Genomic DNA, 14,863 nt, shown 5'->3' with positions numbered 1-14,863 from the left:
GCCCTGTACAGCTGACACGCATGGGCGTCAGCCGTACAGGGCATCAATAATCGTCGAGGTCGCGACCGCTGAGCAGCCGGCCGATCATGTCCATGGGGAAACCACGGTAGGCGAGAAAGCGCGTCTGCTGCGCCCGGCTGCGTGGGTCTTGCGGGCGTTGCCCGGCGAACTTGCGCTGCCAGACATCACGCAGCTGCGTCGCCCAGTCCACTTCGCTGTCGCGCAGGGCCTGGTCGATATCGCCACGGTTCAAACCACGCTGGCCAAGCTCCTCGCGAATTCGCGCGGGGCCGTAGCCGGCACTGGACCGGTAGCGAATGAAGCTTTCCAGATAGCGGGCTTCACTGAGCAGCCCTTCTTCGGCCAGCCGATCGAGCGCAGGCTCGATCAGCTCGTCCGGTGCGCCACGCTGACGCAGCTTGCGCGTCAGCTCGACGCGACCATGCTCGCGGCGTGCGAGCAGGTCCATGGCTGTCCGCCGAACGGCGACGGGGGTGTCGAGTACGACGGACATGGAGCCAATCAATAACCGGCGTCGGCGTCAGCCAGGTCGTCGGCATCGGCTTCGGCTGCACCAGCCTTGGCGGCCGCTGCTGCAGCGGCGGCAGCACCAGCGGTCAGCAGCTTGTCGCGAATCTGCTTCTCGATCTCGCTGCCAATGGCCGGGTTCTCTTGCAGGTACTTGGCGGCGTTGGCCTTGCCCTGACCGATCTTGTTGCCCTGGTAGCTGTACCAGGCACCGGATTTTTCCACCAGGCCTTGGGAAACACCCAGGTCGATGATTTCGCCGTTGCGGTAGATACCCTTGCCGTAGAGGATCTGGAACTCGGCCTGACGGAACGGTGGCGAAACCTTGTTCTTGACGATCTTGACGCGGGTTTCGCTGCCGACCACTTCGTCGCCTTCCTTGACCGCGCCGGTACGGCGGATGTCCAGGCGCACCGAGGCGTAGAACTTCAGGGCGTTACCACCGGTGGTGGTTTCCGGGCTACCGAACATTACGCCGATCTTCATACGGATCTGGTTGATGAAGATGACCAGGCAGTTGGCGTTCTTGATGTTACCGGTGATCTTGCGCAGCGCCTGGGACATCAGGCGAGCCTGCAGGCCGACGTGCATGTCGCCCATCTCGCCTTCGATCTCGGCCTTGGGGACCAGGGCGGCCACGGAGTCGACGATGATCACGTCAACGGCGTTGGAGCGCACCAGCATATCGGTGATTTCCAGGGCCTGCTCGCCGGTGTCCGGCTGCGAGACCAGCAGGTCGTCGACGTTGACGCCCAGCTTGCCGGCGTATTCAGGGTCGAGGGCGTGCTCGGCGTCGACGAAGGCGCAGGTGGCGCCGTTCTTCTGGGCTTCGGCGATGACCGACAAGGTCAGCGTGGTTTTACCCGAGGACTCCGGGCCGTAGATCTCAACGATACGGCCTTTCGGCAGGCCGCCGATGCCCAGGGCGATGTCCAAGCCCAGGGAACCAGTGGAGATGGCGGGAATGGCCTGGCGCTCGTGGTCGCCCATGCGCATGACCGCGCCCTTGCCGAATTGGCGTTCGATTTGACCCAGGGCCGCAGCCAAGGCGCGCTTCTTGTTGTCGTCCATTGAAATCCTCACGTGTTCGACGTGGCCCTGACGGCCGGAATAACTGTATAAGTAGCCAGTATTATTCCACAGCGATTCGTTTCCGCAAACCCCCGTCGGGCGAATTACTCCGCGCCAAGCTGTAACAAGCCGTCTAACGCGGCGATCACCGTCTGTCGGCGCACCGCTTCGCGGTCGCCGTCGAAGTGCCGGCGCTCGCTGCTCACGTGGGTTCCGTCGGCCCAGGCCAGCCACACCGTGCCCACCGGCTTGGCCGGCGAACCGCCGTCTGGCCCGGCCACGCCGCTGACCGCCACCGCGAAGCGCGCTCCGCTGGCGGCCTGGGCGCCCCGCACCATGGCCTCGACCACTTCCTGGCTGACCGCCCCCACCTGGGCGAACAACGCCTCGGGGACGCCCAACTGGCGGGTTTTCTGGGCGTTGGAATAGGTGACGTATCCTGCCTCGAACCACGCCGAACTGCCGGGGATACGGGTGATGGCCTCGGCGATGCCGCCGCCGGTGCAGGATTCGGCGGTGCTCACCTGGGCGTTGAAGCGCCGCAGGTGTTCGCCCAGGCGAGTGGAAAGTACGGTGATCGGGTCCATGGCGGGCTCCTCGTTGCGACCGCCATACCCTACCACTCAAGCCAGGCTCAGTCCTGCCTCGCCTTGCGCCGACGGGCCAGGCGCAGCAATGGGTAATGCACCAGCACGACATAGCTGAAGACGAACGCGAATTCGAGCGCAAGCAACATCATGCTGGCAAAAAAGGGATACAAACCTGGGTGATTGCCCACCCAGCGAAACTTCGCACGATGGTGGGCGAAATCTGTGTAACCGAAGTAGTTCTGGGCAAGTAGCACCCCAACCACCACCACCCAACCGACATGGAAAAACAACTGGCGGCGCAATGACAGCACCGGCAGTTGCTCCAAGGGACGTAGATGATGGCGGCATACCAGCAGCGCCAGGCCGATTGAACACAACGGCGCGGCGATCGCGACATAGTTGGCGACCGCCTTGGACATCAGCGCAAAATTGGACGACCAGACACCCACCTGCCCCAGCAGATGCTGGTCAAGCAGGCGATCCAGGACCAAGGCTTGTTCCTGACTCAGCGTCGGCACCCAACAGGCCAGCAGGAACACCGGCACCAGGCTCGAGACCGTGATCAGATACAACGGCCAGTGACTGGCCGTGTGCTTCGCGTTCAACGTCACAACTCCTTGCACAGACAGGTTGCTAGGGCCTGTACGAAATGTGTCTGCGCGAAGGCCAGACAAGGCGAAACGGGGGGAGGAAGCGGAGTGTACTGGAGTACATGAGCATTCCGAGCCCCGTTTCAACGCAGTATGGGCGAATGCAGATACATTTCGTACAGAGCCTAAGCACCGAGAGCAACGTTGTGCGCTCCCGGTGCAAGGGTATCAGGGTGCTACTGCGCCCATGACCCACTGATTGATCTGGTCGACCTTCTCGGTATCGAAGTATGCGCTGGCAGCCCCGATGAAGACGGCCGCCACAACGGTTCCCGCTACTGCGGCAGCGGGGGCGGAAACCAGCAAGCCCAGGGCGATGCCAGCCATGGCGCCCGCCAGACTGCCCGCCACCTTGCCGACGACAGCGCTTTCCAGTTCCAGAAGAAAGGGTTTCCAGTCACCGGTCTTGAAACCGCTCACTGCCGAGTCAACCAGCCCGGCAGCCTGAATGACGCCACCGGTCACACCGAAGGCCTTGCCCAAACGCAGCATGTTATCGCCAAGCGTGGCCTTGTCCAGCGCCTCAAGTGCCTGGGCAACCGCCGCCGAGTCCTTGGCGTTCAGCCGCAAGCCGGGGTTTTGCGACAGCTTTTCGAAGGCCTTCAAGGCCTCCTGGTAGCTGCCTATGCGCTTGCCCGCGATGCCCTTCTGCATGTCGTTGGCGGCCTGCGCCACCTGGTTGCCAAAGCGATTGGCGATTTCCTTGCCAGTGTCACTGGCGTAGGTGGCCGCGTCCTTGTAGGACTCTTTCTCCAGCGCATCGCGGCGCGCCTTCTCCAGGGCATCGAGCTTTTCGCGCAACTGCTCCTGAGCCTTCAGATCGACATACAAGGCCAGGGCTGCCGTATAGAGGGAAAGCTCGACATCCAATGCCGCCGGCACGTCGTAATCGTCCAGCTTGCGCAATTCGTCGATCAGTTCCTTGATATCGCGGTCATCGAAACGACCGCCCTGCTCCGTGGCCAGTCGCCCGCGATTGAATGCGATCTGCTGGTCGCGGGTGGCCATCATCGACTTGATGATCCCAATGGAGCGCTCGGCTTTCTTCGAGTCCGGCAGCGCCGCAGTGCTACCTGCGGCGGCTTCAGCCGCAGCCAACTCGGCATTGAGACTGGCCGGCAGGTTACGCTCCTTTCTGAGGTAGCTGTCACTCAGTTCATTACGCATCTCGAAGATCTGATAGGGCAACATGCCCCACATATCGACGCCCAGGTCATAGTAGGCATCCGGGCTTGGCCAACCCTGCCCCTCCAGCACCGCTTCCAGTACTGCGCCGTTCATCAGCGCGGCAACGTTGAGTGCATGGTGGGAGGGTTCACCATTGACACCCAAAGGGATAGTGATGCCTCCCGTTGAACTTCCACCGCGTCCCCCTCCACCTGAGGAACCCGAAGGGGGAATGCCACGGTCCACGATGATGTTCTTTTCGCCCATTCTCTACTCCTTGAATTGGCTTGCTTGAAAAATGGCCGGCCCCACGAAAGTGAGGCCGGCCATGGACAAAAGATAAGAAATACAGATCAGCGCGACAGCGCACGCACATAGGCCTGGCACGCCCGCAAGGCGATCAGTCCGCGGTCGCCGTCGTCGGTGATGGCGATAATTCGTCGAGCATGCGCCGGGTCAAGTCGGGCGCGTACGGGGCCATGATCCACGCCGCCGGTGCCGGCGGCGGCAGGCACTGGGGCACAGGTGGGGTCGCGCTCGACCAGGACCGACAGGCGCAGATCGGCAGTAGCAAGGCGGTCACGCAAGCGAGCCTGAGTCTGTTGGGCATCGGTCAGCTCCTGGAAATGCTTCGTTTCACTGTCGTGCAGGCGTTGTTCGAGGCCCTGGCGCTGATCGCGTTCGGCGAGCAGCAGGCCGTACAGCGCCTCGGCCTGGTCAAGGCGCTGCTGCACCAGCGCCTGCTCCTGCTCGGCCAGCTGACGCCCGAGGCGCCAGCCTTGCAGCTGCCAGGCCAGCACCGCGGACAACGCCATCAGCCCGAGGCACAGCGCCAGTTGCAGGCGGCTCAGCACAGCACCTCCCGCGCTCGCGCCCACAGTTCGAGGCGCTCCGACAAGCCGTTCAGGCCGCCGTTGATATGCCGGGTGATGCGGTTGAATTCCCCCTGGTCGGCCAGGGCGTTGAGCCCGCGCGAGTGCCAGAACCAGGCCGCCGATTCGCAGGCCCAGCGCGGCTGCTCGAGCATCTGCGGTTGCGCCAGCAGGCGTTCGTCGCCGAACAGCGCACGGCTACAGGCCTGGTAGTTGTTGCGCCCGGTCACCTGGATCAGGCCACGGCCGCAATAGCGCTGGCCATCACCGTCGGCTTCAGGCGTGTTGCCCAGGCGCAGGGCCAGGCTGCCGGTGTCGTAGCGGGCCAGGTAGCGGTCGCTGCCCAGCTCCTTGACGTAGCGCAACTGGCCGGACTCATGGCCGACCTGGGCCAGGAACGCGGCAATGCGCTTGGGGTGGTCGATCTCCCAGTTGGCCATGGCCGTGTTCAGCGCCGGCAGGAAGGCGGCGACGCGTTGGCCGGCGAGCGGGTAGATCTGCTTGAGTTGCTGTTCAGTGAGCGGCATCGGTGCATTCTCCATTGCGGTCTGATCGAAAGGCGGCCGGTGCCGCCTGTGGCTCGCTCATGGGCGTTGGCTCGAAGCGCGTGGCTTTCACAGGGGTCACGGTGTGGCGACCGCCGCACCTGATCTGGAGCTCGGAAACAGGGTGATGCGGCCGGCTGACAGCGACTATAGGGAGCGCCGCCGCCGGCAGGCATCGGGAAACCCTCACCGCCCTGTCTCAGGCCTTGAGCGAACCCGTCCGCCGAGGCGCGGAACCCTTGGCCTTGGCCTTGCCCTGGCGACCGCCATTGCACTGCACGGTGGTGCGCCAGCCGCTGCTGGTGAACACCTGCTCGACCGATTCGATGAGGTACTGCCCATCAAGCCCAGCCAGGAAACCCTGAACATCGATGCTGCGCTCGGCGAACAGGTCGGTGCGCCCGGGCATGTCCAGGCGCACGCTGGCGGTGTCGCGGTTGAAGCTGGCCAGGCGGGCGCGGGCGGCCTGTTCCGCCGCCGCGCGGTTGGGGTACAGGTGGCGGTCGGTGTAGACCGGCTGCAGGCCGTCCGGCGCATCGCCATTGTCCAGTTCCACCGCTTGCAGGTGCCCGCTGGCGCTGTCCTGGTGGCGGGTCCTGACGGCCTTGTGGGTGCTCTTGTCAGCCAGGCGAAACTGCCACTGGCTGACCTCGCTGCGGGCAATGCCCACCACATCAAGAGGCTTGCCGCTGGCGCTCTGGCCACCCTGGCGCGGCAGCACCAGCAACTGGCCGTTGGCGAGCTTGGCGGTGCAGTCGTGCTGGCGCGCCAGGCGAGTGATGAAGTTGAAGTCCGACTCGCTGTACTGGTCGACCCGCGGCACTTGCACAGCCAACGGGCACACGGCCTGCCAGCCATTGCGGGCACCGATCTCGGCGACGATGCGCTGCAGCGTAGCGTTCTCCCAACTGCCACTGCGAATGGTCTTGCCGCTGCCGCGCAGGTCACTGGCCTTGCCGCGGATTACCAGGGTGTCCGGCGGGCCGGACAGCTCGACCTCGTCCACGGTGTAGCGGCCCAGGCGGTTCAGCGGCTGCCCGGCGTAACCCAGGTGCACCTCGAGCACTGCGCCCCTGGCTGGCAAGGCCAGGGCACCGTCGCGGGCATCGAGGCGCAGTTCGAACTCGTCGGATTCCAGACCTGGCTTATCAGTGGTGCGTAACAGCAGCAGGCGGTCGTTAAGCAGCGTGGTGATGTCATGGCCGTCCGCGATGATGCGAAATTGAGGTTGCATGGTTGGGGCTCCGCTGTATTGGTGTAGCGAGGAAGGCGTGGGAGCGGGCTTGCCCCGCGACGGCGCCATCGCGGGGCAAGCCCGCTCCCACGGTACAGGGGCGAGTGGTCAATCCCACAGCTGCAGGCTGGTGCTGGTCGTCATCGGCAGTTCCGGCAACAGTATCCTCACCCCGGCGCGAAACGGCTGCGCCTCGTCCGCCAGGCCCTGGTTGGCATCCAGCACGGCCTCGACCGTGCCGGAAAGATGGCCGTAGTAGTGCTGGCAGAGGGTATCGAGCAGGTCGCCCTCAGACGTTGTGCAGGTCTTGGCCATAGCTCACGAACTCCAGTGAAAACCCTTGTTTGCGCGGAATGCCGCCGGCCAGCAGGACGCTCTGCTCTTCCTCGATGCTGGTCAGGCACCAGGTGCCGAGCACCTCGCCGTAGCCGGTGGTCAACGACAGCGGCAGCAGCTGGCGACCGATGCTGCGCAGCGTCTGCAACTGGCCGAGGCCGCCCTTGAACCCGGGGAAGATCGCGCCACGGATGTTGATGCTCTCCTCGCCCAGGCTGACCGCCTGCTGGGCGCTCTCGCGGCTCAGGCGTTCCTGCCCGGCCCAGCGAAAACGCGTCTGCCGACGCAATTGGTCGAAGGCGGCGGTGTCGAGGTTGAAGTAGTACGGCGCCGCGCCCGCCTTGAGCGGTTGCAGCACCAGCAGGTGCGGGAACGGTTTTATCGCTTCGGCGGCGGGCGTCACCTCGGGCGCGAAGCCCAGTGTCGACAACACGCCGTTGACGGCCGAGGGTAACGTCTTTACCAACCGTTTTACGGCGGTGCCGGCCTTGGCGATATGCCCGGCGAAGGTATCGATGCGATCGCGTACCTGGCGTACCACGGCCAGTGTCTGCTCATACCTGGCCGCTACCTTGGCGACCCGAGCCTGGGCATTGGTGATCGCGCGCATCGTGCGCTGGAGCTTGGCGGCGATGAACGGGCCGACCACTGGCAGCCCCTCCAGCACGACGACCGCACCCTGTACATGGCCGATCGCGTCGTTCATCGGATCAAGCATGGCGTCGGCATGCCGACGCCCTGCTTCTCCTGCCTTGACCAGGGCGTGCAGCGTGGCTTGCAGCTGCTCCATATAGGTCATGGATCCTCCTGTCAGAATGGGTTGGGATGATCGGCCAGCTGTGCGTTGTAGGCCTGCCTCTGCAGGTCCTGCATGACACGTCGGACCGCCTCTTCGAGTTGCTGGGTGAGCTGGTTGGGCGAGTCCACGCTACCCTGCACGGTGATAGGCATGTTCGCGGTGAACGTGAGCTGCTGGCTGACGGGCTGCGTGGCCAAGCCTTGGCTCTGCGCCGGACGCGGCCCGGCGTCGGGCAACGCCAGCGGCCCAACAGGTACGCTCGTTTCCTGCGGTTTGAACTCGGCGGCACGCTCGGAGAAATACTTGCCCACAGGCGCACCGATCGGCGCTCCAGGCCCAATCGCCAGCGGTACCTCGACACCACCAGCGGCGCGCGCATCGACTGCCGCCCGAGGCTTGGAAAGCGCCACCTGCGATGGCGACAGTAGCTGCCTGGCCATCCGTGTGCCGACCTGCCCATCGAGCACCTCTCCCTTCGGTACGAGCGTGATCTGCCGCGGATCGCTCAGGGAGATTGCTGGACGGGGACTCTTGGGAGGCTCGTCAGAGGCGCTAAAGAATGTTTTTCCAGCCCATCCCCCGATCACGCCACCGACCTTGTCGCCAACCATGTTGCCGATCAGCATCGCAACTGGCGGACCAACAACACCACTGAGAAACATCCCTCCCAGCACTGTGCCCACTGCTCCGCCAATCGCACCACCATAACCCGCCCCCTTCTCCTCGGGCGTCTTGGCCGTGGCATAGGTGTAAGCCCCCTTTACCCCGGCCTCGAGCCAAGGCAGTTTGCCAGCCGCCTTGAAAGCCTCCGTCAGTCTGGCCCAACGCCCAGGTGAAGGATTGAGGCCGGAGGGTGACGGTCCGGCATCCGCCCCTAGCGGATAAGGTTCGTCCAGCCCAACCCCACGTCCGGCACGGCGTAAACGGCCACGATGCTTGTAGGCGGCAGCCCCCGCGCCTATTCCCAGGGCGCTGGCCAAGGTGCCCCATAATGTACTCGATGCCGATGGCGGGGCAGCGTCTGCTGACGGCGTCGATTGCCCGTTGCCAACGCCCGCCACAGAAGCACTGTCGGACCTGGCCATCAGCCCCTTGCCTAGCACTCCACCGACCTTGTCGCCGGCAAAGCCGAGCATCATCGAGGCCGCTGGGGCGCCCAGTTTGAGGCCTGCGCCCAACATGGCCCCCGATACGGCCCCCAAGAAACCACCGGCGGCGGCACCCACCCCCTCTCCCCTCTGCTGCGCAGTGGAAGCCGTGGTTGCCGTAAAGACAAGCTTCGTCAATGCATCCAGCCCGGCCATGCCGGTAGCCGACTTCCCGGCCTGCAGCGCCTGCGCCCAACGCCCTGGCCCATCGCTGCGAGGCAGCGGGGCCGGCATCGCATCCGCGCCAAGCGGGTAATCCTCGCTGCCTGGCGCGCCATCGGTGCTGCCAATGACCAAGGCCGGTAGGTACAGGGTACCCGGACGGCCAGGAGCGCTACCCTGGGCGATTCCCTTCGCCGCCAGGTAACCACCGCCCGCGATCAGGAGCGACGAAGCGACATCGCGCGCTGCCTGGCCGACCTGAGGCAGCAACTCAGGCCCCGACTGGGCCGGCCTGCCGCCCAGGGAGCGCTCCAGGAGTACCTTGTGCTGCTGAAGCAGCCCGACCTGCTGTTGCTGTACTTTCAAGGACTCGGCCTGCGTATCCTTGTCCCGTAGTGCCATCGCCCCTTGCGGGGACGGGGCAGTATTTCCCCCGCCGCCGACATCGGCAGGCCGCTGGGTCCCCCCCAGCGCCCCCATGGGTACCGTGCGGCCACGCAGCCCCTCCAACGGCCCCGCAAGTTCCGGAACGGTGGCACCGACTGCGCCCAGCGCTGTCGTTGATCTGTTCGCCATCCGTGTCTCCCCCTTCAGTCCGCCAGCCACCAGACCATATCGCTGAACGACATGGCCATGATCTCGCTGGCAGAAAAGTTCAGCTCCTTGGCCAGCCGCCTGGCGGCGGCCTTCTGCCGGGCAGGGTCAAACCTCGTCGTCCTGCACCAGGCGAAAGTAGCCCGTCTGCAGGCGGCTGTAGTCCTTCAGGGCCAGGCCCTCGAGGTCCTTGACGCCAACCTCGGCGAGTGAGGCGAACAAGTTCAGTTCGCGCTGCTCGTCGTCAGCCACGCCACCGGCCTGTGCGTTGCGAATGTCACGCACGGTCGGTGCGCGAAGCGACAGGCTGTCGACCTGCACGCCGTTCGCCTCGCTGGGGCGCGACAGGCGCACGTTCACGCGCTCGGCGTCGACGGTCAGCCATTGCGGCAGTTTCTTCGTTTGAGCCATCGAGCGTTCTCCTTAAAGACCCAGTGCGGCGCGCTGCGCGGCCAGTTGGTCGACACCGTCGATCACCCGTTTCATGCCCAGGGCGTCGATTTCGTAGACCAGGCGGCCATCGACTTCGAGCTTGTAGTAGGTGACGGCGATGCTGTGCTTGATCTCGGCCTTGTCGCCGGACTTCCAGTCACCCATGTCGATCTCTTTCAGCGAACCGCGCAGGGTGACGATGACTGGGTTGATCTTGCCCTTCAGGCCCTTGAAGGCGCCGCGGAAGGTGCCGTTGAAAGCGGTGCCGTCGGCCAGACCGAAGAACTTCAGCGACTCGCGGCGTACGCCGGTGGTGGTGAAGGCGGCTTCCTGTTTTTCCATGCCCTGGTCCATCTCGACCGGCATGTCCATGCCGCCGGGGCGGTGCTCTTCCATCTTCAGCGTGAGCTTGGGCAGGGTCAGGTTGGGTACATCGCCCTGGAAGCTGACGCCATCGACGAACAGGTTCAGGTTGGCCAGGGTTTCGGGAATCATTGCCATGTAGATGCGCTCCTTAAGCGACGGAATCGAGGACTTCGGTCAGCCACTGGTTGGTGACTTCGACGCGGAAATTGGGGTTTTCGGCAGGCGGGACGTCGGTGAAGCGGATGTTCCAGTACACCTTGCCCTGCTCGAGGTGGCTGGCGGTGTTCAGCTCCGGGTCGGCGAAGACTTCGAAGTTGATGATCGCGCCCTGGTTCTTCAGGTCGCGCATGAAGGCCTGCAGGCCCTCGGTGACGTCCTTGACATAGGTGGCGGTGATGGAGCGGTCGACGGCCCACTTGTGGCCGTAGAGGATCGCGTCCATGACGATGTCCATGGTCCGCACGCGGGTGACGAAGGCCCATTTCGGGTCGCTCGACAGGGTGCGGTTGCCCCACAGGCGGAAGCCGTCGTCGCGGATGATGGTGGCGATGTTGGCGTTGTTCAGCAGGTTGGCGCGGCAGGTGTCATCGCCGTCGAGGAATTCCACGGCGCGGGTGGTGCCGGTGATGCCGACAAATTCCTTGTTCGAAGGCGAAGCCCAGAAGCCGTACTCGCGGTCGGTGTAGGCGAACAGGCCGGCGACCCAGGCCGACGCGGGGGCATCGACGGTAGCCAGGGCCTCGTTGTCCCAGTAGCGCACGCCGGGGTCGACCATGAAGGCCCGCTTGGCGCCGAACTGCTTGGCGTAGGCAAGCACTTGCTCTTCGGTGGTGTTGGGGCCATCCAGGATGGCGATGCCACGCAGTTTGTCGGCCAGGCCCACCAGGGCGGTGGCAATGGTGTTGACCGAGCTGTGGCCCGGAACGATCAGCAGGCGCGGTTGGGCATTGAATCGACTTTTGCCGTCGAGCAACGCTTGCAGGCCGGTACGCTTGCCGTTGATCCCGACGGTACCGATAATCGCCGAGATCTGTTCGGCAGTGTCATCGACCTTGGCCACGCCACAGGCGACGATAACTGCCTTGGCGCGAGCGAAGACGGCGCGGCAGGCCTTGGTGATGGCGGCATTGCCACCGAACGCAGCCACTGCTTCGCGCTCACTGGTGATCAGTACCAGGTCGTTGGCCTTTGCAGTGACGCCCGGGCCTTCGGTGAAGGTATCGACCAGGCCGATGATCGAGGACGAAGGCAACGCGATGTTGCGGGCACCCGTGTCGACATTGGTCACGGTGACGCCGTGGAAGAATCCACTCATGTAGGTTTGCTCCAGGTTCAGGTGTGAAAAGGCCCTGCGGGTGCAGGGCCTGGAAGGGGTAGATCGGTTTGGGAAAACGCCCGGCGTCGCGGGCGCTCAGGTTCAGGCGACTTCTTCGAAGCCTTGGCTGGTCAGCCAGTCGGCAGCCGCCGCCTCGTCAGGGCTCGCCGGCCAACTATCGGCGGTGGGCGCCGCGGCCGAGAGATCCAACCGGTTCAGTTCGATCCGGTAGCGCTTCCAGGCCGTCAGCGCCGTTACTTCGGCATCTGTGGCCATTTCCAGGGCAACGGCGTCCTGCAGGCTCGAGATGCGCAGCGTGGCGTATCGGACCAGCAGTGCCTGCTTGTGGGCGCCCGATTGGCGCAGCGCCTTGCCCCTGGCCAACTGGTTGACAACCCAGGCGCTGCCGTTCCAGGTATCGAAGTCCGAGGTCGGCGCTTGCAGCGTGAAATCTCCAGGCAGTTCGCCCAGCATGATCCAGACCTGCGCCTCACCATCGGCGGTGCGATACACCGTCGCGCCTCGATGATCGACCACCTGGTCCCAGTGCTTGCCATCCTGGGTAGCGATGGCGGCGAAGCCCGTCTTCAACTCAGGCGGTTGGATGCGATAGCTGTGGGCCGGGATCAGCCAGACTCCAGGTTCGAGCGGGCTGGGATCGGCCGCGCAGGCCCCAAGAAACTCACCGCTGGCAGGGTCGACGTTGCACACCAGCGGCGCAACGACACCGGCCTGTTGCCACCAGGTGGTAGTGGCGGCCAGGTAGGACTGCACCGCCGCCACGGCGCCTTGAATGATTTGATCGGTCATGGGCACTCTCAAAATTTGATACAGGCCAGATAGGCCCGGTTGAATGGCCTGGATTCATTGCCGCCGCTGACGCTGGTGACGAAGCTGTGGGCATGGGCCGGCGCCGTGTCGGTATAGGCCGAGTTCACGCCATCGCCCATCTCGTCACCGAGCACGGCGTTACCGCCGCTGGTGACCATTGCCGCATTGATCCGCTCCCTCACCAGCAGCGTCACGTGCGAGTGGGCACCCGCGGCCGAGGTGGCCCCGGAGTGGGCGTGTTCGAGGTTCTGGCTGCCCTGATCCGAGAACAATGCCCGGCCAGGGTCGACGTTGCGTCCATCCGACCAGCCGCGGTCGAAGTAACCACGGTCATCGGGCAGGTTGAACGTCGTCGAGCCATCGCCAGCGCCAAACTGGGTACCGATGACCGCGAACAAGCGCGCATAGGTCACGCGCGAAACCGCTGCGCCGTTACGCTTCAGCCAACCCGCTGGTGGCACGCTCATCGCGAAGTGGGCGACATGGCCGGCGGTCAGGCCTGCGATGGCATTCACCTGTTCGATGGTGGCCTTCTTCGACAGCTCGTTGACCATCGTGGCGGCGAAGTTCGGATCGTTGCCGATCGCGGCCGCCAGTTCGTTGAGCTGGTCCAGTGCGGCCGGGGCCGAACCAACCAGGGCTGCAACCGCCTGCGCCACGGCATTGGAGGTTTCCGCCCGGGTGAAGACTTCACTCTTGGTGTAGGCGTCGGTGATACCGTAACCCGCCACGGTGGTCGGATTGCTCGCCGCAACGACGCGACCGTACTTGTCGACCTGCACGCTCCGATACGTACCCTCGGACACACCCGTGCGGCCAAACGCCATCTCGAACGCCAGGGCCGTCACGCCCAATGTGATCGTTGCATCGGTGACCAGCTGCCAGCCGCTGTCACCATTGACCGTGCCTTTCTCCACCAGCACCAGCAAGCCAGGTGTGACCTTGGCATCGGTATCGGCATCACTGCAGCGAACCCAGGCACTTGCGCCGACCTGGTACAAGCCGTTGTCCTTGGCTGCCGCCTGGTTTTTCACCAGTACACGGGCACCCGCCAGCAGCGCGACGCCGTCGATGGTCTGCAACCCATTCAAGGTGATGGGACCGGTGGTGGCTGCCTGCACCGAATGTTTGAAGTCTTGCCTGGCCAGTTCCTCGGTAACCCATTCACGGGTAGCGAGGACAACCGCAGGGTCGATCTTCAGCTGTACCAGGCTGGCGCTGCTGACGATCAGGTTCAGGCGCACCACCTGGGTGCGGCCCGAACCCTGGTTGAGCAACGGCTTGTAGGTGGGCGCGCAGTTGGCCACGGCAACCATGTCGCCGTCGGCGTCGTACAGCGCGACTTCACGGATCCAGCGGCCTCCCACTTCCGCAGGGATGACTTGCTCGGCGACGATCACCGAACTGTCCTTGTCGTCCACCTTGAGCTGGTTCAGCGGTGCGCGACGCCATTCGTTGATCAGGCTGGTCTGGGTGGCATTGGGGGTGGGGTCGAGGCCATTGGCGTCGCCCACCCCCATCTGGGTAATTTTCCACGGAATGCCCAAGGCATCCGCATTGGCCTGCTTCGCCGCGCCCACTTTGGTGAGGATGGCGTAGAACTGTGAATTCTGGTCAACCATGTGCAATGTCCAAGGTATCGATTGTGTGTTCCCGGCCACCGCGCCCGATCGCACCGCTGACGATGACGTCAGGGGGTGCTGGCGGGTAGACGTCGAGTTCATCGCCGTCCTGCAGCGCGCAGCCAAGGTAGAAGGCGCCACGGCTTTCGAGGCTGATCACCAGGCCGGTCAGGTGGCGGCTGACCGGTCGGGCATCGTCGATCTGCGACGACAGTTCGTTGTAGGTTTCTTCGCTGATGCCGGCGTCGGTCACCCCGAGTTTCAGGGCGAATGTGCCTGGCACCCCGACAGGCTGTGTCTGCCACCACTCCTCGACTTCGATCAGGTAGCCGAACGGTTCGACCACCCGCCGGAGGGCGCCGAGGGTGCCTTTGTGGGCGTGGACGAAGAACGCCGAACGGATCACCGAGCGCTTGATCGACTCGCTCCAGCGGTCGTCCCAGCGATCCACCGACCAGGCCCAGGCCAGTTGGTACAACAGGTGCGCCGGGCAGGTATCGGGGTTGTAGAGGGTGCGCAGGCCGACCTTGAGGTCTTCGTCGGCAGCCGCCTCCAGGGCGCGTTCCAGCGGCGTGCGATTGAGCGGCAAGAGCGTGTCCAT

17 protein-coding genes are annotated in these 14,863 nt (G+C 64.6%); all 17 read right to left on the bottom strand.

The window, feature by feature from the left end; translation table 11 throughout:
- Positions 1-43: 43 nt before the first annotated feature.
- The 17 genes from recX to LU671_RS21525 all read right to left on the bottom strand — a co-directional run bounded on the left by recX (position 44) and on the right by LU671_RS21525 (position 14,863).
- The gene (recX, locus tag LU671_RS21605) at positions 44-514 is read right to left on the bottom strand and encodes a recombination regulator RecX (RefSeq protein WP_028690615.1); all 471 of its coding nucleotides are present in this window, start codon (positions 512-514) and stop codon (positions 44-46) included.
- Positions 515-522: 8 nt separating this feature from the next.
- A complete protein-coding gene (recA, locus tag LU671_RS21600; protein WP_028690616.1) occupies positions 523-1,599 on the bottom strand; it encodes a recombinase RecA in 1,077 nt (358 codons plus the stop codon).
- A gap of 104 nt (positions 1,600-1,703) precedes the next feature.
- Positions 1,704-2,186: a CinA family protein gene (locus LU671_RS21595; protein ID WP_028690617.1), complete on the bottom strand. Its 483-nt coding sequence runs from the start codon at positions 2,184-2,186 to the stop codon at positions 1,704-1,706.
- 47 nt (positions 2,187-2,233) lie between these two features.
- Positions 2,234-2,794 carry a hypothetical protein gene (locus LU671_RS21590; protein ID WP_203651205.1) on the bottom strand — a complete coding sequence of 187 codons (561 nt, stop codon included), beginning with the start codon at positions 2,792-2,794 and terminating at the stop codon, positions 2,234-2,236.
- Positions 2,795-3,007: 213 nt separating this feature from the next.
- The gene (locus LU671_RS21585) at positions 3,008-4,273 is read right to left on the bottom strand and encodes a colicin-like pore-forming protein (protein ID WP_232856836.1); all 1,266 of its coding nucleotides are present in this window, start codon (positions 4,271-4,273) and stop codon (positions 3,008-3,010) included.
- 86 nt (positions 4,274-4,359) lie between these two features.
- Positions 4,360-4,821 carry a lysis system i-spanin subunit Rz gene (locus tag LU671_RS21580; protein WP_203652604.1) on the bottom strand — a complete coding sequence of 154 codons (462 nt, stop codon included), beginning with the start codon at positions 4,819-4,821 and terminating at the stop codon, positions 4,360-4,362.
- Positions 4,822-4,853: 32 nt separating this feature from the next.
- Positions 4,854-5,405: a glycoside hydrolase family 19 protein gene (locus LU671_RS21575; RefSeq protein ID WP_232856834.1), complete on the bottom strand. Its 552-nt coding sequence runs from the start codon at positions 5,403-5,405 to the stop codon at positions 4,854-4,856.
- Between the two features lie 217 nt (positions 5,406-5,622).
- The gene (locus tag LU671_RS21570) at positions 5,623-6,657 is read right to left on the bottom strand and encodes a phage late control D family protein (protein ID WP_232856832.1); all 1,035 of its coding nucleotides are present in this window, start codon (positions 6,655-6,657) and stop codon (positions 5,623-5,625) included.
- A gap of 108 nt (positions 6,658-6,765) precedes the next feature.
- Positions 6,766-6,972: a tail protein X gene (locus LU671_RS21565; RefSeq protein WP_203651200.1), complete on the bottom strand. Its 207-nt coding sequence runs from the start codon at positions 6,970-6,972 to the stop codon at positions 6,766-6,768.
- Positions 6,947-7,792: a phage tail protein gene (locus tag LU671_RS21560; RefSeq protein ID WP_232856830.1), complete on the bottom strand. Its 846-nt coding sequence runs from the start codon at positions 7,790-7,792 to the stop codon at positions 6,947-6,949. Before LU671_RS21560 ends, LU671_RS21565 begins: the two co-directional genes overlap by 26 nt.
- An 11-nt stretch (positions 7,793-7,803) precedes the next feature.
- Positions 7,804-9,468, bottom strand: a complete 1,665-nt coding sequence (locus tag LU671_RS21555) for a hypothetical protein (protein ID WP_232856828.1) — start codon at positions 9,466-9,468, stop codon at positions 7,804-7,806.
- Positions 9,469-9,804: 336 nt separating this feature from the next.
- On the bottom strand, positions 9,805-10,107 hold the full coding sequence (locus tag LU671_RS21550) for a phage tail assembly protein (RefSeq protein WP_232856826.1): 303 nt from the start codon (positions 10,105-10,107) through the stop codon (positions 9,805-9,807).
- A gap of 12 nt (positions 10,108-10,119) precedes the next feature.
- Complete coding sequence (locus tag LU671_RS21545) at positions 10,120-10,629, bottom strand: phage major tail tube protein (RefSeq protein WP_232856824.1); 510 nt, start codon at positions 10,627-10,629, stop codon at positions 10,120-10,122.
- Between the two features lie 13 nt (positions 10,630-10,642).
- Entirely contained in the window at positions 10,643-11,809 is a 1,167-nt protein-coding gene (locus tag LU671_RS21540; protein ID WP_232856823.1) for a phage tail sheath subtilisin-like domain-containing protein, read from the bottom strand.
- A 102-nt stretch (positions 11,810-11,911) separates the two neighbouring features.
- Positions 11,912-12,619: a tail fiber assembly protein gene (locus tag LU671_RS21535; RefSeq protein ID WP_232856822.1), complete on the bottom strand. Its 708-nt coding sequence runs from the start codon at positions 12,617-12,619 to the stop codon at positions 11,912-11,914.
- An 8-nt stretch (positions 12,620-12,627) separates the two neighbouring features.
- Complete coding sequence (locus tag LU671_RS21530) at positions 12,628-14,262, bottom strand: phage tail-collar fiber domain-containing protein (RefSeq protein ID WP_232856821.1); 1,635 nt, start codon at positions 14,260-14,262, stop codon at positions 12,628-12,630.
- The gene (locus LU671_RS21525) at positions 14,255-14,863 is read right to left on the bottom strand and encodes a phage tail protein I (protein ID WP_232856820.1); all 609 of its coding nucleotides are present in this window, start codon (positions 14,861-14,863) and stop codon (positions 14,255-14,257) included. Before LU671_RS21525 ends, LU671_RS21530 begins: the two co-directional genes overlap by 8 nt.

Origin of the sequence: Pseudomonas sp. NMI760_13 (assembly GCF_021283245.1) — a bacterium.
GTDB lineage: Bacteria > Pseudomonadota > Gammaproteobacteria > Pseudomonadales > Pseudomonadaceae > Aquipseudomonas > Aquipseudomonas peradeniyensis.
This window is presented reverse-complemented; position numbering and strand designations above follow the sequence as displayed.

What these genes read in the sequence shown, in the direction of transcription:
- LU671_RS21570 (WP_232856832.1), bottom strand. Translation starts at nt 6,657, where the DNA reads ATGCAACCTCAATTTCGCATCATCGCGGACGGCCATGACATCACCACG.
- LU671_RS21530 (WP_232856821.1), bottom strand. Translation starts at nt 14,262, where the DNA reads ATGGTTGACCAGAATTCACAGTTCTACGCCATCCTCACCAAAGTGGGC.
- LU671_RS21565 (WP_203651200.1), bottom strand. Translation starts at nt 6,972, where the DNA reads ATGGCCAAGACCTGCACAACGTCTGAGGGCGACCTGCTCGATACCCTC.
- LU671_RS21550 (WP_232856826.1), bottom strand. Translation starts at nt 10,107, where the DNA reads ATGGCTCAAACGAAGAAACTGCCGCAATGGCTGACCGTCGACGCCGAG.
- LU671_RS21535 (WP_232856822.1), bottom strand. Translation starts at nt 12,619, where the DNA reads ATGACCGATCAAATCATTCAAGGCGCCGTGGCGGCGGTGCAGTCCTAC.
- LU671_RS21580 (WP_203652604.1), bottom strand. Translation starts at nt 4,821, where the DNA reads ATGGCGTTGTCCGCGGTGCTGGCCTGGCAGCTGCAAGGCTGGCGCCTC.
- LU671_RS21525 (WP_232856820.1), bottom strand. Translation starts at nt 14,863, where the DNA reads ATGGACACGCTCTTGCCGCTCAATCGCACGCCGCTGGAACGCGCCCTG.
- LU671_RS21575 (WP_232856834.1), bottom strand. Translation starts at nt 5,405, where the DNA reads ATGCCGCTCACTGAACAGCAACTCAAGCAGATCTACCCGCTCGCCGGC.
- LU671_RS21540 (WP_232856823.1), bottom strand. Translation starts at nt 11,809, where the DNA reads ATGAGTGGATTCTTCCACGGCGTCACCGTGACCAATGTCGACACGGGT.
- LU671_RS21585 (WP_232856836.1), bottom strand. Translation starts at nt 4,273, where the DNA reads ATGGGCGAAAAGAACATCATCGTGGACCGTGGCATTCCCCCTTCGGGT.
- recA (WP_028690616.1), bottom strand. Translation starts at nt 1,599, where the DNA reads ATGGACGACAACAAGAAGCGCGCCTTGGCTGCGGCCCTGGGTCAAATC.
- LU671_RS21560 (WP_232856830.1), bottom strand. Translation starts at nt 7,792, where the DNA reads ATGACCTATATGGAGCAGCTGCAAGCCACGCTGCACGCCCTGGTCAAG.
- recX (WP_028690615.1), bottom strand. Translation starts at nt 514, where the DNA reads ATGTCCGTCGTACTCGACACCCCCGTCGCCGTTCGGCGGACAGCCATG.
- LU671_RS21545 (WP_232856824.1), bottom strand. Translation starts at nt 10,629, where the DNA reads ATGGCAATGATTCCCGAAACCCTGGCCAACCTGAACCTGTTCGTCGAT.
- LU671_RS21595 (WP_028690617.1), bottom strand. Translation starts at nt 2,186, where the DNA reads ATGGACCCGATCACCGTACTTTCCACTCGCCTGGGCGAACACCTGCGG.